This window comes from Vibrio sp. 1731 (genome assembly GCF_033339955.1).
Classification (GTDB): Bacteria; Pseudomonadota; Gammaproteobacteria; order Enterobacterales; family Vibrionaceae; genus Vibrio; species Vibrio alginolyticus.
In genome coordinates, this window is sequence record NZ_JAWOVO010000033.1 from 1 (window position 1) to 21,556 (window position 21,556).

At 46.3% G+C, this 21,556-nt stretch carries 24 protein-coding genes; 8 read left to right on the forward strand and 16 right to left on the reverse strand.

Annotated elements, in window-relative coordinates:
* Positions 1 to 231: 231 nt before the first annotated feature.
* The 8 genes from fusA to fkpA form a co-directional block, all read right to left on the reverse strand.
* Positions 232 to 2,331 carry an elongation factor G gene (fusA, locus tag R7035_RS23355; RefSeq protein WP_005382794.1) on the reverse strand — a complete coding sequence of 700 codons (2,100 nt, stop codon included), beginning with the start codon at positions 2,329 to 2,331 and terminating at the stop codon, positions 232 to 234.
* 75 nt (positions 2,332 to 2,406) lie between these two features.
* The gene (gene rpsG, locus R7035_RS23360; protein ID WP_005382796.1) at positions 2,407 to 2,877 is read right to left on the reverse strand and encodes a 30S ribosomal protein S7; all 471 of its coding nucleotides are present in this window, start codon (positions 2,875 to 2,877) and stop codon (positions 2,407 to 2,409) included.
* Positions 2,878 to 2,978: 101 nt separating this feature from the next.
* Positions 2,979 to 3,353: a 30S ribosomal protein S12 gene (rpsL, locus tag R7035_RS23365; RefSeq protein ID WP_004399892.1), complete on the reverse strand. Its 375-nt coding sequence runs from the start codon at positions 3,351 to 3,353 to the stop codon at positions 2,979 to 2,981.
* Positions 3,354 to 3,530: 177 nt separating this feature from the next.
* Positions 3,531 to 3,806, reverse strand: a complete 276-nt coding sequence (tusB, locus tag R7035_RS23370; protein ID WP_005382799.1) for a sulfurtransferase complex subunit TusB — start codon at positions 3,804 to 3,806, stop codon at positions 3,531 to 3,533.
* A 7-nt stretch (positions 3,807 to 3,813) separates the two neighbouring features.
* Positions 3,814 to 4,170: a sulfurtransferase complex subunit TusC gene (gene tusC / locus R7035_RS23375; RefSeq protein ID WP_053307378.1), complete on the reverse strand. Its 357-nt coding sequence runs from the start codon at positions 4,168 to 4,170 to the stop codon at positions 3,814 to 3,816.
* The gene (tusD, locus tag R7035_RS23380; RefSeq protein ID WP_017821752.1) at positions 4,167 to 4,562 is read right to left on the reverse strand and encodes a sulfurtransferase complex subunit TusD; all 396 of its coding nucleotides are present in this window, start codon (positions 4,560 to 4,562) and stop codon (positions 4,167 to 4,169) included. The genes tusC and tusD overlap by 4 nt, the downstream gene beginning before the upstream one ends.
* Complete coding sequence (locus R7035_RS23385; protein ID WP_005382804.1) at positions 4,559 to 5,281, reverse strand: transcriptional regulator; 723 nt, start codon at positions 5,279 to 5,281, stop codon at positions 4,559 to 4,561. Before R7035_RS23385 ends, tusD begins: the two co-directional genes overlap by 4 nt.
* A 143-nt stretch (positions 5,282 to 5,424) precedes the next feature.
* On the reverse strand, positions 5,425 to 6,207 hold the full coding sequence (fkpA, locus tag R7035_RS23390) for an FKBP-type peptidyl-prolyl cis-trans isomerase (protein WP_017821751.1): 783 nt from the start codon (positions 6,205 to 6,207) through the stop codon (positions 5,425 to 5,427).
* A gap of 128 nt (positions 6,208 to 6,335) precedes the next feature.
* On the opposite strand from fkpA, the gene R7035_RS23395 reads away from it, so the two are divergent.
* Together R7035_RS23395 and R7035_RS23400 are read left to right on the forward strand one after the other, a co-directional pair.
* A complete protein-coding gene (locus tag R7035_RS23395) occupies positions 6,336 to 7,322 on the forward strand; it encodes a WD40 repeat domain-containing protein (RefSeq protein ID WP_017633742.1) in 987 nt (328 codons plus the stop codon).
* Positions 7,319 to 7,546: a SlyX family protein gene (locus R7035_RS23400; protein WP_005381455.1), complete on the forward strand. Its 228-nt coding sequence runs from the start codon at positions 7,319 to 7,321 to the stop codon at positions 7,544 to 7,546. Before R7035_RS23395 ends, R7035_RS23400 begins: the two co-directional genes overlap by 4 nt.
* An 83-nt stretch (positions 7,547 to 7,629) precedes the next feature.
* Here R7035_RS23400 and R7035_RS23405 read toward each other — a convergent pair whose 3' ends face one another.
* From R7035_RS23405 to kefG, 5 genes are all read right to left on the reverse strand, one after another.
* Complete coding sequence (locus tag R7035_RS23405; RefSeq protein ID WP_031779066.1) at positions 7,630 to 8,571, reverse strand: isoaspartyl peptidase/L-asparaginase family protein; 942 nt, start codon at positions 8,569 to 8,571, stop codon at positions 7,630 to 7,632.
* Positions 8,572 to 8,702: 131 nt separating this feature from the next.
* Positions 8,703 to 9,254, reverse strand: a complete 552-nt coding sequence (slyD, locus tag R7035_RS23410; RefSeq protein ID WP_005381451.1) for a peptidylprolyl isomerase — start codon at positions 9,252 to 9,254, stop codon at positions 8,703 to 8,705.
* A gap of 92 nt (positions 9,255 to 9,346) precedes the next feature.
* Positions 9,347 to 9,547 carry a YheV family putative zinc ribbon protein gene (locus R7035_RS23415; RefSeq protein WP_005381449.1) on the reverse strand — a complete coding sequence of 67 codons (201 nt, stop codon included), beginning with the start codon at positions 9,545 to 9,547 and terminating at the stop codon, positions 9,347 to 9,349.
* A gap of 33 nt (positions 9,548 to 9,580) precedes the next feature.
* Entirely contained in the window at positions 9,581 to 11,377 is a 1,797-nt protein-coding gene (gene kefB, locus R7035_RS23420) for a glutathione-regulated potassium-efflux system protein KefB (RefSeq protein ID WP_017633740.1), read from the reverse strand.
* The gene (gene kefG / locus R7035_RS23425) at positions 11,361 to 11,954 is read right to left on the reverse strand and encodes a glutathione-regulated potassium-efflux system ancillary protein KefG (protein ID WP_053307380.1); all 594 of its coding nucleotides are present in this window, start codon (positions 11,952 to 11,954) and stop codon (positions 11,361 to 11,363) included. Before kefG ends, kefB begins: the two co-directional genes overlap by 17 nt.
* Positions 11,955 to 12,163: 209 nt before the next feature.
* On the opposite strand from kefG, the gene R7035_RS23430 reads away from it, so the two are divergent.
* From R7035_RS23430 to crp, 6 genes are all read left to right on the forward strand, one after another.
* Positions 12,164 to 14,083 (forward strand): ABC transporter ATP-binding protein, encoded by a 1,920-nt coding sequence (locus R7035_RS23430; protein WP_053307381.1) that lies wholly within the window; start codon positions 12,164 to 12,166, stop codon positions 14,081 to 14,083.
* Entirely contained in the window at positions 14,080 to 14,568 is a 489-nt protein-coding gene (locus R7035_RS23435; RefSeq protein ID WP_033907158.1) for a TIGR02444 family protein, read from the forward strand. The genes R7035_RS23430 and R7035_RS23435 overlap by 4 nt, the downstream gene beginning before the upstream one ends.
* Positions 14,569 to 14,655: 87 nt before the next feature.
* Complete coding sequence (locus tag R7035_RS23440; RefSeq protein ID WP_033907159.1) at positions 14,656 to 15,663, forward strand: hydrolase; 1,008 nt, start codon at positions 14,656 to 14,658, stop codon at positions 15,661 to 15,663.
* 33 nt (positions 15,664 to 15,696) lie between these two features.
* Positions 15,697 to 15,909 (forward strand): YheU family protein, encoded by a 213-nt coding sequence (locus tag R7035_RS23445; RefSeq protein ID WP_005382815.1) that lies wholly within the window; start codon positions 15,697 to 15,699, stop codon positions 15,907 to 15,909.
* Between the two features lie 125 nt (positions 15,910 to 16,034).
* Entirely contained in the window at positions 16,035 to 16,904 is an 870-nt protein-coding gene (locus tag R7035_RS23450) for a phosphoribulokinase (RefSeq protein ID WP_005381434.1), read from the forward strand.
* Positions 16,905 to 17,144: 240 nt separating this feature from the next.
* Positions 17,145 to 17,777 (forward strand): cAMP-activated global transcriptional regulator CRP, encoded by a 633-nt coding sequence (gene crp, locus R7035_RS23455; protein WP_005381432.1) that lies wholly within the window; start codon positions 17,145 to 17,147, stop codon positions 17,775 to 17,777.
* A 136-nt stretch (positions 17,778 to 17,913) separates the two neighbouring features.
* On the opposite strand, the gene R7035_RS23460 is transcribed toward crp, so the two are convergent.
* From R7035_RS23460 to astA, 3 genes are all read right to left on the reverse strand, one after another.
* Positions 17,914 to 18,705: a DUF1338 domain-containing protein gene (locus R7035_RS23460; RefSeq protein WP_042523639.1), complete on the reverse strand. Its 792-nt coding sequence runs from the start codon at positions 18,703 to 18,705 to the stop codon at positions 17,914 to 17,916.
* A gap of 248 nt (positions 18,706 to 18,953) precedes the next feature.
* Positions 18,954 to 20,411 carry a succinylglutamate-semialdehyde dehydrogenase gene (astD, locus tag R7035_RS23465; protein WP_025768787.1) on the reverse strand — a complete coding sequence of 486 codons (1,458 nt, stop codon included), beginning with the start codon at positions 20,409 to 20,411 and terminating at the stop codon, positions 18,954 to 18,956.
* Between the two features lie 28 nt (positions 20,412 to 20,439).
* On the reverse strand, positions 20,440 to 21,459 hold the full coding sequence (gene astA / locus R7035_RS23470; RefSeq protein WP_005381422.1) for an arginine N-succinyltransferase: 1,020 nt from the start codon (positions 21,457 to 21,459) through the stop codon (positions 20,440 to 20,442).
* Positions 21,460 to 21,556 lie beyond the last annotated feature (97 nt).

A 21,556-nucleotide genomic window follows, 5' to 3' on the forward strand; every position in this document is an offset into this window, starting at 1 on the left:
TGTTTTACCGTGGTCAACGTGGCCGATAGTACCAACGTTAACGTGCGGTTTCGTACGTTCAAATTTTTCTTTAGACACGATCGTGTTCCTTCCTAGTTATGATTCGTCGTGATCATTATTGATCGACGACGCGCCAGAAATTGTTATTTTATGCGCCAACGCCCGTTAGCGCAATATTTGGACGCCCTGATCTCGCAAAAAGTCGTAAACTTTTTGCAGTTCAATCGTCAATTAGTAACCACGCTCTGCAATAATTTTATCTGCGAAGTTTTTCGGCACTTCAGCGTACTCGTGAAACTCCATAGAGTAAGACGCACGGCCTTGAGTTGCAGAACGTAGATCAGTTGCGTAACCGAACATTTCGGATAGTGGTACTTGAGCACGGATGATCTTAAGACCAGCCACACCTTCGTCCATGCCTTCAATGATACCGCGACGACGGTTTAGGTCACCAACAACGTCACCCATCCAGTCTTCCGGAGTGGTTACTTCGACATTCATCATAGGTTCTAGAATCACAGGTTGTGCTTCTAGTGCACCTTTCTTGAATGCCATCGAGCCAGCGATCTTAAACGCCATCTCGCTTGAGTCTACATCGTGGTAAGAACCATCAAATAGTGTAGCTTTAATATCTAGTACAGGGTAACCCGCTAGAACACCACTATTCATTTGCTCTTCGATACCTTTCGATACCGAGCTGATGTATTCCTTAGGAATCACACCGCCCACGATTTCGTCTACGAATACGAAACCTTCACCAGGCTCAGAAGGCTCAAGTTTGACCCAAACATGACCGTATTGACCACGACCACCTGATTGACGAACAAACTTACCTTCAACTTCCGCTTTACCACGAATGGTTTCACGGTAAGCAACCTGAGGTTTACCAACGTTACAATCAACGCTGAATTCACGCTTCATACGATCAACGATAATGTCTAGGTGAAGTTCACCCATACCTGAGATCAGAGTCTGACCTGATTCGTCGTCCGTTTCCACGCGGAATGATGGATCTTCCGCTGCTAGTTTACCTAGCGCGATAGCCATTTTCTCTTGGTCTGCCTTAGAACGAGGCTCTACAGCAATCTGAATAACTGGTTCAGGGAACTCCATGCGTTCTAGAATCACTTTGTGGTTCTGATCACACAGTGTGTCACCTGTTGTTACGTCTTTCAGACCGATAGCAGCTGCAATATCACCAGCGCGAACTTCTTTCACTTCTTCACGCTTATTCGCATGCATCTGAACGATACGACCGAAACGCTCTTTCTTCTCTTTTACTGAGTTGTAAACAGCGTCACCCGAGTTTACAACACCGGAGTAAACACGCATGAAAGTTAACGTACCCACGAATGGGTCAGTCGCAATCTTAAACGCTAGCGCAGAGAAAGGTTCGTTGTCGTCAGCATGACGCTCAACTTCATTTTCTCTTTCGTCGACACCTTTAATTGCAGGTACGTCAACTGGCGATGGCAAGAACTCAACTACTGCATCCAGTACCGCTTGAACACCTTTGTTCTTAAACGCACTACCACAAGTAGCCAGTACGATTTCGTTATTTAGTGTGCGAGTACGTAAAGCTTGTTTGAGCTCAGCTTCAGTCAATTCACCTTCTTCAAGGTACTTGTCCATCAGCTCTTCGCTAGCTTCAGCAGCGGATTCAACCATGTGGTTGCGCCACTCTTCAGCAAGTTCAATCATGTCAGCTGGGATGTCTTCGTAAGTAAACGAAGTGCCTTGATCGGCATCATTCCAGTTGATCATTTTCATCTTGATAAGGTCGATGACACCTCTGAACTCATCTTCCGCACCAACGTTCAGCTGGATTGGAACAGGAGTCGCACCAAGACGATTCTTAATTTGGTTCACAACGCGTAGGAAGTCTGCGCCCGCACGGTCCATCTTATTTACAAATACCAAACGTGGAACGTGGTATTTGTCTGCTTGACGCCATACAGTTTCAGACTGAGGTTCAACACCAGATGAGCCACAGAACACAACCACAGCACCATCAAGTACACGAAGAGAACGCTCTACTTCGATAGTAAAGTCAACGTGTCCAGGGGTATCAATGATGTTTACGCGATGCTCAGGGAACTGTGCTTCCATACCACGCCAGAATGTAGTAGTCGCAGCGGATGTGATAGTGATACCACGCTCCTGCTCCTGCTCCATCCAGTCCATGGTTGCTGCACCATCGTGAACTTCGCCGATTTTGTGAGAAAGGCCAGTGTAGAACAGAATACGCTCAGTTGTGGTTGTTTTTCCTGCATCTACGTGAGCACAGATACCGATATTACGGTATAGCTCAATAGGAGTTTTACGAGCCACGATTGTATCCTCTTACTAAGGTGTACCTTAGAGTATAGAAAAGTGCTGCGAGAGAACCTCGCAGCACAGAAGGTATTACCAACGGTAATGAGCGAACGCTTTGTTTGCGTCAGCCATGCGGTGAACGTCTTCACGTTTCTTAACCGCAGTACCTTTGTTCTCAGACGCGTCTAGCATTTCAGCAGCTAGGCGTTGAGCCATAGATTTTTCACCACGCTTGCGCGCAGCTTCAACCAACCAACGCATAGCAAGTGCGTTACGGCGAACCGGACGTACTTCTACAGGTACTTGGTAAGTTGAACCACCAACACGGCGAGATTTAACCTCTACCGCTGGGCGAACGTTTTCAAGAGCTTCTTCAAAAATAGCTAAGTGGTCTTTACCAGACTTTTCAGCCATAGCATCTAGTGCAGTGTAAACGATTTTCTCTGCAGTAGATTTTTTACCGTCAACCATTAGGATGTTAACGAATTTTGCCAGCAATTCAGATTTGAATTTTGGATCTGGAAGGATCTTACGCTGACCAATGACGCGACGACGTGGCATGGATTTATCTCCGTTGTCTTCTTCAGGTTTTATCCAAAACTTTTCAGTTTTTTCAAAAAATTAAAAATAATTTAGTGTTTGGCCTTACTTAACGGAATCCATTAAGACTTAGGACGCTTCACACCGTACTTAGAACGACCTTGTTTACGGTCATTTACGCCAGCACAGTCTAGTGCGCCGCGAACAGTGTGGTAACGCACACCTGGAAGGTCTTTAACACGACCACCACGGATTAGAACAACTGAGTGCTCTTGAAGGTTGTGACCTTCACCGCCGATGTACGATGTAACTTCGAAGCCGTTTGTCAGACGTACACGACAAACTTTACGAAGTGCTGAGTTAGGTTTTTTAGGTGTAGTAGTGTAAACACGAGTACATACACCACGTTTTTGTGGGCACGCTTCTAGTGCAGGCACGTTGCTTTTAACAACTTGCTTTGCACGTGGCTTACGTACCAACTGGTTAATAGTTGCCATTAACTAGCTCCTGATTTACTTGAAAGTAAGCTTTGTGAAAAATCTATCCCCAACTGCCAATGCAGTTAGGGACGCAAAATTCTATGCAGCAGTGAGAGGTGTGTCAAGAAATATACGGATCTTTTTTGTTCAATTAGAACAATTCATCCGTAAAGCTTTGTCGACAGCAAATCTTGTTCAATCCCAAGTTAGGGATTTATCCTGTTTTGCTGTTAGTTCAACGAAGCCTGAGTAATTCACAATCGTCAGCGATGGACTGATACGATTTGCAATACCGCGAGCTTGCGCATCGCTCTCTAACACAAATACGCTGCGATTTTTTAGATGGGAAAATGCTTTATGTTGCGAGTTAGCAGCGTACACTGCATCTTCTATAAGTAAGATGTCATCCTGTTCACTGCATAAAGGCATAGCGTCTTCTAGAGCAGAGACTGTTTTTATGATGTGTAACATAACTTCCTCAAAAAGACAGTAGCTTGCCAGCGTGTTGTAACTTAGCTTTGAGCTGTTCTGAGCTTAACGCTTGGGCTTCAATGACTAAATCCGCTTGCGCCAAACCTCGCTGGGTTAACGACTCTGAACACACAAAGACTTGTTCGATGTCGTATAAATCGAAAAGCTTTAACATCGGCGCGTAATCTTTACTCAAAATATTGTTGGGGTCTTGCCCGAGTAGAAGCTGGTATACCCCGTCACCCATGAAAATGACGCTGATATCTTCACAGTAAGCCGACGCGGCTAACAGTGCATCCACACCTTCACGACCAGCTGCACAGCCATGTGGCGCACTACGAAATAGATAAGTTAACTGACTCAAAACTGTACCACTCTGTCTTGGGTTAACATCGCTTCAGCTAGGCTACCTAAGCCTGCTTGTTCAAAACCATCGGCTAGATTGTTCTGAACCAAACCATGTTGATTCGCTTCTTCTTCACTTACAATCCCGCGACGCAAAGCGGCCGCGACACAAGTTTCTAGGCGAACACCATGCTCTTTAGCCAAAGACTGCCACGCCTTATTGAGATCAAATTCATCGTTGGCTGGCACACTCAAAGCAGTACCATTAGTCACACCATCTTGATAAAAGAAGACGCTCACTAGCTGATGGCCTTGCTCTATCACCGCTTTGGCGAACTGATAAGCACTGCGCGCTGACTGGCTGCCATAAACGGGACCATTCACCACTAACGTGTAAGTCAGTTTACTCACCTTTCATCATCCTCGGTTTTACGTTGACGAATGTACAAGTAAACGGTGTGTTTTGAAATATTAAGGCGATCCGCGACACGGTTGATGGCATCTTTAATATCGAAGATACCTTTGTCGTACAACTCCATCACGATCTGGCGATTTTTGGTGTTGTTAGACACGGATTTATCCGCATTGATCTCTTCGATGGTGCGTTCAACAGTTTGGTCCACCAGCTCTTCTACGTCACTAGCAAAGTTGACCGAGGAAGCCGCTTCTTTCGCTTCTTGCGTCGGCATGAAAGACTGAAGGACTTGCGAGAAAGGCGCATCCAAGTTGACGTTGATACACAACAAACCAATCACGCGATTTTCGCCATTACGAATGGCGACAGTAATCGACTTCATCAACACGCCACCTTTTGCACGGGTAAAGTACGAACGTGAGAAGTTGCGCTCCGAGCCTTCGATGTCTTTTAGCATCTTAAGCGCTAAATCAGTGATTGGTGAGCCGACTTGGCGCCCCGTGTTTTCACCGTTAGCGATTTTAATTGCAGAGGTATTTAAGTCTTCTAGAGAGTGAAGAACGATTTCACAAAATGGACCTATCAGGCTGGCGATACCATCCACGACCGCCTCATAAGATCTTAAAATGATTTTGTCGTGCTCGGTAAACGGCATCACGTTAACGGATTCCATTTCGAGCAACATCTCCGCGTTTATTGTTTCTGTAGTTGTCATAAGCCTTCGAGCGAAAAATCAACAAATTGGTGTAAGTTTATCAGAAAATTTGAAAAGCAACCTAGCAAACTCACCAACTAGTGACCTAGAACAAAAAAGGCCCGTTAAACGGACCTTTTTCAATAACTTATCGCAGCTTATTGTTATTGCTCTGCGTTGTCGTTCTCAACTTTTAGCAGCTCAACTTCAAATACTAGCGTTGAGTTAGCAGGAATGCTTGGTGTGTCTTGGTCACCGTATGCTAGCTCTGGCGGGATAACGAATTTGAATTTAGAACCCACAGGCATTAGCTGAACACCCTCTGTCCAACCTGGGATTACACGGTTAAGTGGGAACGTTGCAGGTTCACCACGATCGTATGAGCTGTCGAACTGAGTACCGTCGATCAGAGTACCTTTGTAGTGTACTTGAACCGTATCAGTGTCTTTTGGCTTCTCACCTTCAGCTGGTGTCATTACTTGGTATAGAAGACCTGTATCTGTCTTCACTACGCCTTCTTGCTTCTCAAACTCAGCACGGAAATCATCGCCAGCTTTTTTCGCTTCAGCTGCTTTCTCAGCCGCTTGTGCTTGCATCTTTTCTGCAACACGCTTGTCTAGAGATTCTAGTGCTGCACGTGTTTCTTCTTCATTCAATTCAGCATTGCCTTTGAAGACGTCTTCGATACCTTTTAGTACCAAATCTTTGTTAAGATTAATGCCGATTTCGCTTGGCTTGTCGATGCTTGTGCTTAGGTAGTTAGCAAATGAAACACCGATTGCGTATGCCGCTTTGTCGTCGTCGGTTTTAAAGTGAACCGCTTTGCCGGTTTCTGCTTGAACTTGTTCTGCTTGAGGTGCGGTTTCTGTTTTAGTTTCTTCTTTCTGACAACCTACCGCTAGCATAACTGTTGCAGCAAGTAGCGACACTTTTAAAACTGATTTCATTAAATTCTCCCAATAATGGCTCTGCCATTGGTTGTTGTGCACAAATCTTCTATGAGACTAGTGAAGACAATCGTTATACCAATATACTAGCTATATGTCTTAAGACACAAACCGGATTATTAGATGTGATGCAAAGAATTTTTCATTTATTCCTATATTTAATTGTCATCACCACGTTAAATGGTTGCTTTTTCGCCGAGCGTGAAGTGCAGCGTTGGCCGATAGAACCTCAAGGTGCGACGAGCTTCGCACTTAGCAGAGATGGACGGTTTGCTCTGCTCTATTCTCAACAACGTCATTTGATGTTGTGGGACCTAGAGCAAAATGAACAACTAGCCAATCTGGGTGAACTCGATGCCGATGCCAATGTGGTTTCCCATATCCGCATATCTGACAATGGTCGCTACGCAATTACAGCAAGCCAAATGAACTTCGCAGTTTGGGACCTAGGCTGGACGCAATCCGAAGGCCTTTGGTCTATCTCTGATGCGCTCATTCGCGACGTTGATATCACCAGTAATGGTGAACAAGTTCTGCTTGGGTTATCCAACGGTAAAGCAATTTATGTCAACTTAGTCACCGGGCGTCGCATGGAGTTCCTTGCGCATCGTGAAAAAGTCAATTCCGTGGCCATTTCTCCTAATGGGCGCTTCGCCCTAACCGGAGGTAATGACTATAAAGCGTATCTGTGGGATACCGAAACCGGACAAGTACTACGAACCTTCGAACATGAACAACGAATTGTTCGCGTGGCCCTGCAAAGAGATGGAAAATTAGCAATGACATCTGATGGCGGAAACCAAGCGATTGTTTGGAATTTAAAAACTGGACAAGAAGTCACACAGTTGAGCAGTTGGTCACGCCAATTAATTTTCTCTACCGCACGATTTTCTGACGACGGGACTCAACTAGTCACAGGAAGCCCTTCTGGCCGTGTGTCGATATGGGATACTCAAACCGGAAAACGAATGAGTGGATTTGAAGTGGAGCCCAAAAAAGACACTCGCCCTCCCCGTGCGGTCGTGTATGATGCAGCCTTTGATTCAAAACAACGCGTAATTACTGCTACTTCAGCAGGTATTGCCCAAGCTTGGCAGTTAGAGAACGGATCATGACAGAAAAAATCATTCAGCAATTGGAAGCACGCATTAATGACTTAGAATGTCAGCTTGCGTTCCAAGAACAGACTATTGAAGATCTGAACGGCGCTTTATCGCAGCAACAACTGCAAATTACCAAGATGCTCGATCAGATGAAATATGTGGTAGGTAAAGTAAAAAATATGGACTCGTCGAATTTAGCCGATCCGTCAGAAGAAACCCCACCACCGCATTATTAAAATGCAGGCTCAAATAGCATAAAGCCCAGAACATGTTCTGGGCTTTGTTGTATTAATTACTTAAGAAGGTACTCAAGAGGAAGCTATTCGTCGGCGTAGATTTTAACGCTCAGCTCGCCTTGCGTATTAATGCCTGCTCGGTACATGCCAGAACTGTTCATCGCAAAGTGCATCTCACCTTTAGCATCAATGGCAATCAAACCGCCCTCTCCGCCCATCTGTTTGAGATCACCTTGGATAATGTGTTCACAAGCCGTATGAATATCTTCTTGTAAGTAACGCATACGTGCTGCAACGTCTTCCGCAACACGTTTACGAATAAAGAACTCGCCGACACCCGTAGTGGAAACTGCCACGACGCCATTTTCGGCCACCGTACCACAACCAATAAGAGCAGAATCTCCGACTCGGTTGTATTTCTTATTCGTCACGCCACCCGTACTGGTGGCAGCGGCTAAGTTGCCTTGTTGGTCCAATGCCACCGCACCAACCGTACCGTGCTTACGGTCATCTGGGTAACGAGATTCCGACAAAGCAAACAGTCCTTTCTCACGCATAGACAGCAACTGCTCATAACGGCGATCAGTAAAGAAGTAATCTTGCTCGGTATACTCATGGCCTTGCTCAAAAGCAAACTTCTCTGCGCCCTCACCCACCAACAGCACATGATTGCTGTTTCGCATCACGTCACGAGCGAGCTCAATTGGGTTTCTGATATGACGAACACCGGCAACAGCACCTGCCGCTTGGTTTCTACCATCCATTACAGAAGCGTCCATTTCGACCATTTCGTTGTTGGTCAGCACTGAGCCTTTACCCGCATTAAAGTTAGGAGAGTCTTCCAATACTTTCACTGCCGCTACGACGGCATCTAAGGCTTCACCGCCCGTTTCTAGAATTTGATGTCCCGCTTTTACCGCAGCTTCTAAATCCGCCAAGATGGATTGTTGCAGCTCATCGCTCATCTGTTCACGCAAGATGGTGCCCGCACCACCATGAATGGCAATCGAGAAAGGTTTCGTCATCACTTTGTCCAACTGTTATTCCTTGTATGGTTGGCACTACACCTTAGATAAACAAAAAGCGCAAGTTGAAAACTCAACTTGCGCTTTTCAAAGCTTTGCTAGATAAGATTATCTAGTGAAGGAGCTTATGATTAGTGAGAACCACAGCTACCGCCGCCACAGCAGCCGCCTTCTTCTTCGTGATCGTGGTCATGATCGTGACCACCACAACAGCCACCACCTTGGTGGATGTGACCGTGTTCGATCTCTTCTGCTGTTGCTTCACGTGTAGACATAACTTCTACTTCGAAAGTTAGTGTTTGACCAGCTAACATATGGTTACCGTCAACAACCACTTCGTTGCCGTCAACTTCTGTTACTTCAACAGGGATTGGACCTTGGTCAGTGTCAGCTAGGAAGCGCATGCCAACTTCGATTTGCTCAACGCCTTGGAATACGTCCGCAGGAACGCGCTGTACTAGCGCATCGTTGTGCTCACCGTAAGCTTCTTCAGGAGCTACCGTTACTGAGAACTTGTCGCCAGCCACTTTACCTTCAAGTTCTTTTTCAAGACCTGTGATTAGGTTGTTGTGACCGTGAAGGTAATCTAGAGGTGCTTCTGCTGTTGATTGATCAACAACGACACCGTCTTCCATCATTACTTTGTATGCAAGGCTTGCAACAACGTTCTTTTCAATTTTCATACTAACTCCAGGGAGATTAATTGACTTAACCTGAATGGGGTTAAGTACTGAGATATCTGGGTGTATTATGGGGATCAATTATCGAAGTTCAATTACTCCGGCTTAAAAATTCCGATCATTTCCTGATCTGAGTGTTTATTTTTCTCTACAGATTGTGGTTTGCGCTGCTCTGTAAACTCACACTCGACACACTCAACTAACTCGATGTTATTTTCAATCCACCAGCGCAGGGTATCTTGCTGGCTGCAATTTGGGCAGCTAGCGCCGGCAATAAAACGTTTCTTGATTTTCACGCTATTTCCTTAGCTTGAGTCTTGGCTCAAGTACTACTTCCAATGATTAGGTGACTGATGGTCGCTCTCCATTTCACGACCAAATATTTCTTCTAGCTCTTTGCGTGCCTCTTTCGCCCTTTGAGCTAATTTCTTATCTTCATTGTGTTGAGGCAATAAGTCCTTAAGCATAGCATTATCCAACTTGCGAAAATGTGCTTCTGCCCGCTTTGCTTGATAAGGATGCATACCCAGTTCTACGAGCGCTTGGCGACCGAGATCTAGCGCCCCTAAAAATGTTTCACGAGAGTAATTCTCTACACCATGACTCATTAACTGGTAAGCCTCGACACGGCTTCTTGCTCGGGCTAACAACTTAAGTTTCGGGAAGTGCACGCGACAAATGTCCACGATAGCCATCACCTCATCAGGTGAATCAGTACAAATAATCAATGCTTCCGCTTTATCAGCGCCAGCAGCCCTCAATAGGTCAATTTGTGTAGCATCGCCATAAAACACTTTGTAACCATACTTACGTAATAGGTGGATTTGGCTGGCATCACTTTCTAATACTGTCACTTTGATTTTATTGGCATACATTAAACGTCCGACGATCTGACCGAAACGTCCAAAGCCTGCAATGATAACGCGTGGTCGGCGATCCACGACTTTCGTGGTCATGCCCTCTTCTTCTTGATTCAGGGTATGAGCAAACCACTTCTTTTGTCCCATCAGCAAAAGAGGAGTCGTCACCATGGATAGACTGACCACCACCAACAGAAACGCCACTTGCTCTTTGGACAAAATGCCCTCTTGGCTCGCCGCGGTAAATATGACAAAGGCAAACTCACCGCCTTGGCTCAAAATTGCAGCCATACGGCTTCTCGCTTTGGCTCCGACACGGGCAGCTCTCGCCAATGCATACAAAACCAAACCCTTAACCACGACCAAAGCCACCACCGCACCGAGAATCTCTAAAGGATGTAATGCCAATAACCCCAAGTTTACCGCCATGCCCACCGCAATAAAGAATAACCCCAACAACAGACCTTTAAATGGCTCGATAGCGATTTCCAACTCATGGCGATACTCACTCTCTGCCAGCAAAACGCCTGCTAAAAAAGTCCCCAATGCCATCGAAAGGCCGAGCTTTTGCATCACGACCGAAATGCCAAGCACGACTAAAAGTGCAGCAACGGTAAAGAGCTCACGAACACCGCTCATCACGACAAAACGAAATAGCGGACGTAGTAAAAAGTGACCTCCAATCAACAGTGCTACCACACTGCCTAAAATAGTGAAGACATCCAACCAACTTCCACCACTATGCCCGCCTGCTAGCAAGGGCAACATCGCCAGCATCGGGATCACTGCAATATCTTGAAAGAGCAGCACCGCAAAACCAGATTGCCCCGTTTCGGTACCATTAAGCCCTTGCTCTTCAATGACTTTAAGCGCAATCGCCGTCGAGGACAGCGCTAACCCCATCCCGATAACTAAACTCACTTGCATGCTTACGCCAAACATACTGACGACACTACCAATCACGGCGGTCGTGACCACAACCTGCGCACCGCCTAAACCTAAAATAGGCCCTCGCATCTGCCACAATTTTTTAGGGTTTAATTCCAGCCCTATCAAAAACAGTAACAACACAACCCCAAGCTCGGCAAAATGCAAAATGGCATCAACGTCGCTAATTAAGCCAAGCCCCCATGGGCCAATCAACACACCAGCGAGTAAATAACCTAAAACCGAGCCAAGCCCAAGGCGCTGAGCAATCGGCACCGCAATAACCGCAGCCGAAAGAAAGACCACACTGCTTTGAAGAAACTCACTGGTGATCGCCATACTGACCTCCTCGATCTGCCGCTTGCCAGTTTTCAAGTGGGTTACTCAGCCATCCACGGTATAACTCGGCATGTTCGTAGCGTTCAATATCTAAAACATTTCTTGACCAATACAACACCAGTGGTTCAATCCAGTGCATCTGGCATAGGGCTGCCGTCAGTTCAAACGGTTGCAAGATTTGCTCAAGTGGGTATTTGTTGTACCCCTTCGCGCTGAAGGCTTCTTCTTTACCACCTGTTGTAATGACACTGCGCCAGTATTTTCCTTCTAGCGCCGCACCTCCGCCAAACGCAAAGCCTTTACCTAACACTCGGTCTAGCCACTCTTTTAATAGGGCTGGACATGAATACATATAAAGTGGGTGGTGAAATACAATCACATCGTGAGCGAGCAACAACTCATGTTCGTAATTCACATCAATAAAGAAATCAGGGTAAACACCGTAAAGATCGTGCACAGTGACGTGATCAAGCGACTGAGCTTTTTTTATCATCACTTGATTGGCAATCGAGTTATGTGGCTCTGGATGAGCATAAATGACCAGAACTTTTGGGAGAATAGACGGTGCAACAGCCAAATGGTCGTCCTTGTGGTTATTTTTATCCGTTATCAAATTGTTATACTTTTTTGTACAGCATAATGCAATTAAAGCGAATCAATCGACTTTTCCGGTCAATACCCCTACTATTCACCGCTAGATATATACCCAAGTGGCTTTAAAAACGATTGAAACCACTTCGCTATGTAACCAAGCAACGCGCACTGCGCAAAGTGAATGAAAACTTTATGATTACCTTCTCTGATATTCAGTTACTGCGTGGCGGTAAACCTCTTTTAGACCAAGCTTCTGCGACTATTCACCCTGGCGATAAAGTCGGTCTTGTGGGCAAAAACGGCTGCGGTAAATCAACGCTGTTTGCCCTACTGAAAGATGAACTGTCAATTGATGCTGGCTCATTTAGCCAACCTCAACACTGGGAGTTGGCCTGGGTCGCACAGGAAACGCCTGCGCTAGAGCGCACTGCACTGGAATACGTCATTGATGGTGATCGCGAATACCGCGCTCTCGAAAAGCAGTTAGCAGAAGCAGAAACGCAGGACAACGGAACCCTAGTTGCCGAGATACACGGTAAAATTGAAACCATTGGTGGTTACAGCATTCGCGCTCGCGCGGCAGAACTGCTCGATGGTTTAGGGTTCAGCCAAGAGCAAATGAGTTGGAGTTTGACCCAATTCTCGGGTGGTTGGCGTATGCGTCTTAACTTGGCTCAAGCGCTATTGTGTCGTTCTGATCTACTGCTACTCGACGAACCAACCAACCACTTGGATTTGGACGCGGTAATGTGGTTAGAGCGTTGGCTACAAAACTACCCTGGCACGCTGATTCTGATCTCGCACGACCGAGACTTCCTTGATCCAATTGTTGGTCGCATCATTCACATCGAGAATCAGCAGCTGAACGAATACACGGGTAACTACTCGTCATTCGAAAACCAACGCGCACAAAAGATGGTGTTACAACAAGCGATGTTTGAAAAGCAACAGAAGCAGATGTCGCACATGCAAAGCTACATCGACCGCTTCCGTTATAAAGCATCAAAAGCACGCCAAGCCCAAAGCCGTATCAAAGCTTTGGAACGCATGGAAAAAGTACTGCCAGCTCAATTCGATAACCCATTTAGCTTCCAATTCCGTGAGCCAGCTGCGCTGCCAAACCCAATCATGATGATGGATGAAGTATCTGCAGGTTACGGTGACAACCTCATCTTAGAGAAGATCCGCTTGAACTTGGTTCCTGGCAGTCGTATTGGTCTACTCGGCCGTAATGGTGCGGGTAAATCGACCTTAATCAAGCTGCTCTCTGGTGAACTTAACGCGCAAGGTGGTGACCTAACTTACTCACAAGGCGTGAAAATTGGTTACTTCGCTCAGCACCAGTTAGAAACGCTTCATCCTGAAGAAACGCCGCTGCAACACATGATGCAAATCGCACCCGATCAAACCGAACAGCAGCTACGTGATTACCTAGGTAGCTTTGGCTTCCAAGGTGACAAAGCACTAGAAAAAGTTGCGCCGTTTTCTGGTGGCGAAAAAGCCCGTTTGGTATTGGCTTTAATTGTGTGGCAAAAGCCAAACCTGTTGCTACTTGATGAACCGACCAACCACTTAGACTTGGACATGCGCCAAGCACTTACGATGGCACTGCAAACGTTCGAAGGTGCAATGGTGATTGTTTCGCACGACCGTTACCTATTGCGTGCTACGACCGATGACTTGTATTTAGTGCATGATCGACAAGTTGCTCCGTTCGATGGTGACTTAAACGACTACTACAAGTGGTTAACTGAGCAACAAAGAGCGGAACGCAAAGAAGCACAAGCCGCACAGCCAGCCAAAGATAGCGCCAACAGCGCGGCAGCGAAAAAAGAGCAGAAACGTCGCGATGCAGAGTTTCGAAAACAGACAGCGCCAATTCGCAAAACGCTGACACAACTAGAAAATAAAATGGATAAGTTAGGTGCTGCACTGGCCGAAGCTGAAGAACAATTGGCGGACAACTCACTGTATGCGGCCGAAAATAAAGCTAAACTTAACCAAGTGCTGGCACTTCAAGCTTCTAGTAAGGCTGAGCTCGAAGAAATTGAAATGGAATGGATGTCTGCTCAAGAAACGTTGGAGCAGATGGAGCTAGAGTTTAATCAATGAGTAATCAACACGCTGAATACACACTCACCCTAGAACACCTTTGGCAGTTTAGTCTGCAGTTTTATGGTGTGCGAGAAGTGAAAGAGGCGTGCTTATCATTGCAAAACAACTACCACGGTAACGTGAACCTACTCCTGCTGCTCAGATGGCTCGATGAGCAGCAACTCATTTTCCAAGAAAAAGACTGGCCCTTGGTGCAAGACTGTCTAGGTAGGAGCGAAACTTTACTTCACTCCTTTCGCGACCTTCGTCGCCACCTTAAGTCTCAAGTCAATGACGCTTTGTATCGTGAGACCTTGCAGTTTGAGCTGCAACTAGAAAAGCAGCAACAAGCGGATTTGGTGGACTGCATTAACTCACTTGCACTACTCAAAAATGATGGTGACCCACTGACGTTGAGATACTGTCGTCAACTCGGTGGGGAGCATTTGCAGCAAGCCTTTGCTATTCCGGTGCCAAACATTCAACCACCAAAACGCCCATAAATCTGTAGAATACCTATAATCTTTATAAAGGATTATATTAATAAGTTCTTCAACGGACACCGAAGGACCGCATAAGAGCAGTTAGGTATGACACAATTTTTCGCAGCCGCCGGGATCAAAAACCCGCATCTCCAAACGCTTTTGCCGCGTTTTATTCGCAAAAAAGCGTTATTTACGCCGATTTGGCAAACCCTCGATACATCCGATGGCGACTTTCTCGATCTCGCGTGGAGCGAGGACCCAACCCAAGAGCCTGCACAAAAAAAGCCGATTTTTGTTTTATTTCATGGGTTAGAGGGGTGCTTCTATAGCCCTTATGCCAATGGGCTAATGAATGCATTTGCTCAATCTGGATGGCTGTCGGTGATGATGCATTTTCGTGGCTGCAGCGGTAAACCAAACAAAAAAGCACGAGCTTATCACTCGGGAGAAGTGACGGATGCTCGTTACTTCCTAGAGCACCTTGAACAACGTTTTCCTGATAATCCCAAAGTTGCAGTTGGTATTTCTCTTGGCGGTAACATGTTGGCGAATTATTTAGCCCAATATAAAGACCACCCTATTTTGAATGCAGCGACTATTATCTCAGCGCCTTTAGACCTAGCGGCGTGTGCAAACCGTATTGAACAAGGCTTTTCGAAAGTGTATCGCCGTTACCTGCTTTCTTCACTGAAACGTAACGCGTTACAAAAGCATCATCTACTGCACGGCGAGCTTGCGCTGTCCTACAACTCAATAAAACGTGTCACACGGCTGTATGAATTCGATGATTTGATCACCGCACCATTGCATGGCTTTAAAGACGCACAAGATTATTACGATCAATGTTCAGGCTTAAGTAAATTACAACAGATCACGCTACCGACACTGATCATTCACGCCAAAGACGATCCGTTCATGACCGACGATGTGATCCCGAAGTTTGTTCTGCCAGATAACATTGATTACCGTCTCTTTGAACACGGTGGCCATGTTGGCTTCCTGACAGGAACGGCGTTAAAACCTAAGTTTTGGTTGGAGGAAGCGCTGCCCGCGTATTACGAAAGTATCGCCGCAGATTACCTTTCTGCTGTATCCAAGCAACGAACGCAGTAAACTAGCCGCTCATCATAAAAGTTAGAGGTATTTATGATCATTCCATGGCAAGACATTGCGCCGGAAACATTGGAAAACTTAATTCGTGAATTCGTCTTACGCGAAGGAACGGATTACGGAACCGTCGAGGTTTCTTTGCAAGACAAAATTGATCAAGTCAAAGCTCAATTGGAAAAAGGTGAAGCGGTTATCGTGTTCTCTGAGCTACACGAAACCGTCGATATTCAACATAAAACAAAATTTTAGACCCTTCACATTTTACCGTATCCCACTCGATGACAAGGTATTGTTACGTGCTATAGTGGGATATCGACCGTGCAGTAGTAACTCTACTGCACATTACAGGTAAGTAATTTTCGACAAGGTTTGTCATGTCAGCTAAACACCCAATTATTGCGGTTACTGGTTCGTCCGGTGCCGGCACGACCACTACATCTGAAGCCTTCCGTAAAATGTTCAATATGATGAACGTTAAACCCGCATGGGTTGAAGGCGATAGCTTCCATCGCTTTACTCGCCCAGAGATGGACATCGAAATCCGCAAAGCCCGCGAGCAAGGTCGACACATTAGCTACTTTGGCCCACAAGCTAATGACTTCCCGGGATTAGAAGAGTTTTTCCGTAAGTTCGGGCATGACGGCACTGGCAGCGTGCGCCGTTATCTGCACACGTTTGACGAAGCGGTTCCCTACAATCAAATGCCAGGCACGTTTACACCGTGGCAAGACTTACCCGAAAACAGCGACGTGCTGTTTTATGAAGGGTTACATGGTGGCGTGGTCGATGGCGATGTTAATGTTGCTCAACATGTGGATTTCTTAATTGGCATGGTGCCGATTGTGAACTTAGAGTGGATCCAAAAATTCGTACGTGACACTCGCGATCGCGGCCATTCGCGTGAAGCGGTAATGGACTCAATCGTGCGATCCATGGACGATTACCTCAACTATATCACTCCGCAGTTTTCTCGTACTCACATCAACTTCCAGCGCGTACCGACCGTTGATACTTCCAACCCACTTAATGCAAAAGGCATCCCTAGTTTGGATGAGAGTTTTGTGGTGATTCGCCTACGCGGTATCAAGAATGTCGACTTCCCATATCTGCTGGCCATGATTGATGGCTCATTCATGTCACGCCACAACACGATTGTCGTACCCGGCGGTAAGATGAGCTTTGCAATGGAGCTCATAGTTCGGCCTATCCTACAACAGCTCATCGAAACAGGGAAAATTGGCTAAAAACCTGCCTGCGAAGATGTTTACTTTTCATACCGTGATCATGTGCACAGTTTTGCTTACAAAATCTCAATCATGGCACGATTAAAATCAAGAAATCGTTTTCGAAAAAGGATACTATTTCTTACCGAAACACAAGAGAGCTTGCAGCATATAAAAAGTGCTCTTATTCTAGTAGGCCTAATTCAGGCTTAGCTAAAATATGGATAGCGCAAGCGTACCCTGCAGAGGAAGTGAGATATTATGGTTCTAGGTAAACCTCAAACCGACCCAACATTAGAGTGGTTTCTTTCACACTGTCATATTCATAAGTACCCTTCAAAGAGCACGCTAATTCACGCGGGCGAAAAGGCAGAAACTTTGTACTACATCGTTAAAGGTTCTGTTGCGGTTCTTATCAAAGACGAAGAAGGTAAGGAGATGATCCTTTCTTACCTAAACCAAGGAGACTTTATTGGTGAACTTGGTCTATTCGAGGAAGACCAAGAGCGCACAGCTTGGGTTCGTGCTAAATCTCCTTGTGAAGTTGCTGAAATTTCTTTCAAGAAGTTCCGTCAGCTTATCCAAGTAAACCCAGACATCCTAATGCGTCTTTCTGCGCAGATGGCTCGTCGTCTTCAAGTAACTAGCCAAAAAGTGGGTGACCTGGCGTTCCTAGACGTAACTGGTCGTATCGCTCAGACGCTTCTGAACCTTGCAAAACAACCAGACGCAATGACTCACCCAGACGGCATGCAAATCAAGATCACTCGTCAAGAAATCGGTCAAATTGTTGGCTGTTCTCGTGAGACAGTAGGTCGTATCTTGAAGATGCTAGAAGAGCAGAACCTAATCTCTGCTCACGGTAAAACCATCGTGGTTTACGGTACTCGTTAATCTCGAACTAGAGTGACACGAACAAAATTATAAAAGCCACCAATGGCAACATTGGTGGCTTTTTATTTACTCATGACCAAATGAGATAGGGTGCAGCGAACACTAATGAGTAAGCTTAACAGGTTAACCCTAAAACTTAGCCATTCGTACTTTCAAAGATTTTGTCCGCTGAAGCGGCCACGAAACCTGGGTACAAATCACCATTTTCCATCGGATAGCGCTTAGCAAATTCATAAAACCCGCCAGGGATAATTTCAGTGCCTTCGCTAAAACGAACCGCTACTTTATCTGCCATGGTCGATGACTGCTCTAGCAACACCTCAGGAGTGCCCTTCACTTCACCACCATTTTCATTAATGGTAAACCCAGCGGTACGCAGATGATCGTTTACCTGCTTCACTTCTTCATATTCATTGAGTTGGTTAACGCTCACCGTGAAGTGGTTTGCTCCGTAACCATGCGCCGCAAGCCAAGATGCGTACTCACTTTCTTTAGCCAACGTTTGGTAATCAGCAAAGCTTAAATCCCACAAGCGTCCACCATGTAAGAATGCGCTATCGTTCAGCTTGTCAGCATCGACTTGTGCCACCAAATTTTTCACAATCTCTTGTAGCTCAGGCGAGCACTCTTCAACTTTTAGCTCACTAATAAATACTTTAGGTTGCTTCGGATCTGGGTGCTCATAGTGCTTAGCAACCAGCTTTTTGCTTTCGAAAACGTAATCACCACACGCCTTGTAACCAATAGCTACAAATGGCTTAGCTAGAGTTTCAATACCAAGAGGCGCGATATTGAAGGTACGTAAAGCTATATGATCATTAATCAGAGGCTCATCTTCTTGAAGCAGCTGATGCACTTTAGCCGCCGAAGGGCAAAGACGTTGAATGTAATCTTGCCATAGCGATTCAAATAACACATCGGGCGTCATAACGACTCCTTGTTACGAGATGTAGAGTTTAAAGGTAAGCGGAAGTTGGCTGCTCGTTCACAACAAAAGTTGTCCAGAATAATGAACGAGCAACCATCAACCTGTGACGGTAAATGCCAGTCAGTCAACACGCTTTTCCGAGTCTTTGCTCACTTTTCGTGTTCTGCCAACGATCACTACAACCCATACCTAAATGATGCGCCGGCAAGGTGAGCCGCAATGCATAGTTGCGACTCTATTATTAAAACTTATAGCACTACACCTGGACTCAATGTTGCAGGCAAGACAGTTTCTTGACCTTCCATTGATGCCATTGGGTACGCACAGTAATCTGCTGCGTAGTAAGCGCTTGGGCGCAAGTTACCCGACGCCCCCGGACCACCAAATGGCGCATCACCGCTTGCCCCAGTAAGCTGGCGGTTACGGTTCACGATTCCTGCACGAATGTGGTCAACGAAGTATTCCCATTCTTGGTCGTCGGTTGAAACCAAACCAGCAGATAAGCCAAAGCGCGTATCGTTTGCTAGCGCCACGGCTTTGTCTAATCCTTCGTAGCGCACCACTTGCAGAAGTGGGCCGAAGTACTCTTCATCTGGTAACTCAGCAATGTTCGTTACATCAATGATGCCTGGAGAAACAAACGCCGCCTCTCCTGCTTTCGCTTCAATCAAGCTTTCACCGCCAAGAGACTGTAGATTAGCTTGTGCATCAAGAATAAACTTGGCTGCCGCGACCGAAATTTGCGGTCCCATAAATGGCGCAGGTTCTGCAAATGGTTGGTCTACGCGAATATTGCGTGTCGCTTCAACGAGTTTGGTGATAAGCGCATCGCCTTTTTCACCCAATGGCACATACAAACGACGAGCACACGTACAACGCTGCCCAGCACTGATAAACGCTGACTGGATGATGGTGTAAACCGTGGCATCCAAATCACCATATTTATCAGAGATCACCATAGGGTTATTACCACCCATTTCTAGTGCGAGCATCTTGCCCGGTTGACCCGCAAATTGACGGTGTAATACATGCCCCGTATTCGCGCTACCCGTAAACAGTACGCCATCAATGCCTTTTGCGTCAGCTAGGGCGATACCAGTTTCTTTCGCGCCTTGAACAAGGTTAATCACGCCTTTCGGCAGACCGGCTTCTTCCCATAGCTTCATTGCCAATTCACCCGTCCATGGCGTTTGCTCAGACGGTTTGAAGACTACCGTGTTACCAGCCAGTAGCGCAGGCACAATGTGACCATTTGGTAGGTGGCCTGGGAAGTTGTAAGGACCAAACACCGCCATCACGCCCAATGGGCGGTGGCGCAATACGATTTGGTTGCCTGCTGCTTCACGGCTCGCCTCACCAGTGCGGTCATGATAAGCGCGAATCGAAATGGCAATTTTACCTGCCATGGCTGCTGCTTCAGTGCGCGTTTCCCAAATCGGCTTACCGGTTTCTTTGGCAATCACTTCGGCGATTTTTTCGCTGTTCTCTTTTACTTTCTCCGCAAAAGCCAACACGATTGCCTCACGCTCTGAAAATGGGCGCTTTTTCCAGTCAATAAACGCTTCACGCGCTGCAGATACCGCCTGGTTCACCTGCTCTGCCGTTGCACCTTTGCCTTGCCAGATCACTTCTTGGTTGTACGGCGACAGAGACGTAAATGCTTCACCCTGACCTTGTACCCATTCACCTGCAATCCAATGTGTCATTGTTTCTATCCTTAAATTCTGTCGTCTGTTACTGCGGAAGAAGGCGAACGAAATCCCCTTCTTCAACCGAAAGTGCATCCGCAACGTCTGGTGCGATCATTACGCTCTGTGTCTCTGCGTCATACGCCGCCTTAGTGACTGTCGCACGGAAGTTCTCGAAAGATGAATTACACATCAAGAAGTCTTGTGTGCTGGAATGTTCAGAGATTTTGACTTGCGCGCGGAATGAATGACGTACCGACTCAATATTACGCAGATCACACTCAACCGTTGGGCCACCATCGAAGATGTCGACGTAGCCTCGGTTGGTAAAACCTTCACGCTCAAGCAGCTTCAGCGCTGGACGCGTGTTGTCATGTACTTGACCAATCACGGCTTGCGCTTCTGGGCTGAGCAGATTGATGTAAATAGGCAGTTTCGGCATCAAGTCGGCGATAAAGCCTTTCTTGCCGATACCTGTCAGGTAATCTGCAAGAGTGAAATCGATAGAGAAGAAATGCTCTTGAAGCCATTGCCAGAATGGTGAATTACCCTCGTCGTCTGAAACGCCACGCATCTCCGCAAAGATCGTTTCAGAGAAGCGCTCTGGGTGCTCTGCCATCATTAGGAAACGACACTTCGACATTAGACGACCATTCAGACCTTGGCGGAATTTCTCACGCAAGAACAAGGTACAAATTTCGCTGTTACCAGTGTAGTTATTACCAAAAGTAAGCAGTTTAACGACGTTGTTAACGCCAAGCTTTGGCGACGAGTGCACAACTTTACTAATGTGATATGAGTAAAATGGGACATCCCAGCCGATAGATGCTTCGATTCCGGTGGTACCCGCAACCTCACCCGTTTCAGAGTCAAAGCCAACCATCAGGTAGCCTTCATCGCCTGGTTCTGCCACATCTGGCTTACCAAAGCTGTACTCTGAATGTTTGATTCGATTGGTTAACAGTTCTTCGTTAACCGGTAGAGATGTAAATCCGTGACCAGACTCCACCGCACAAGTGTGCAGTGCGTCGTAATCCGACATCGCGATAGGGCGAACTACTAGCATCAATACTCCCTCCAGATGCAAGAAGATCCTAACTATATTGTAGGAACAATTCCCCCATCAGAGATCCTTGACGGGGGTGTCTGCGTTGACGTTTAAA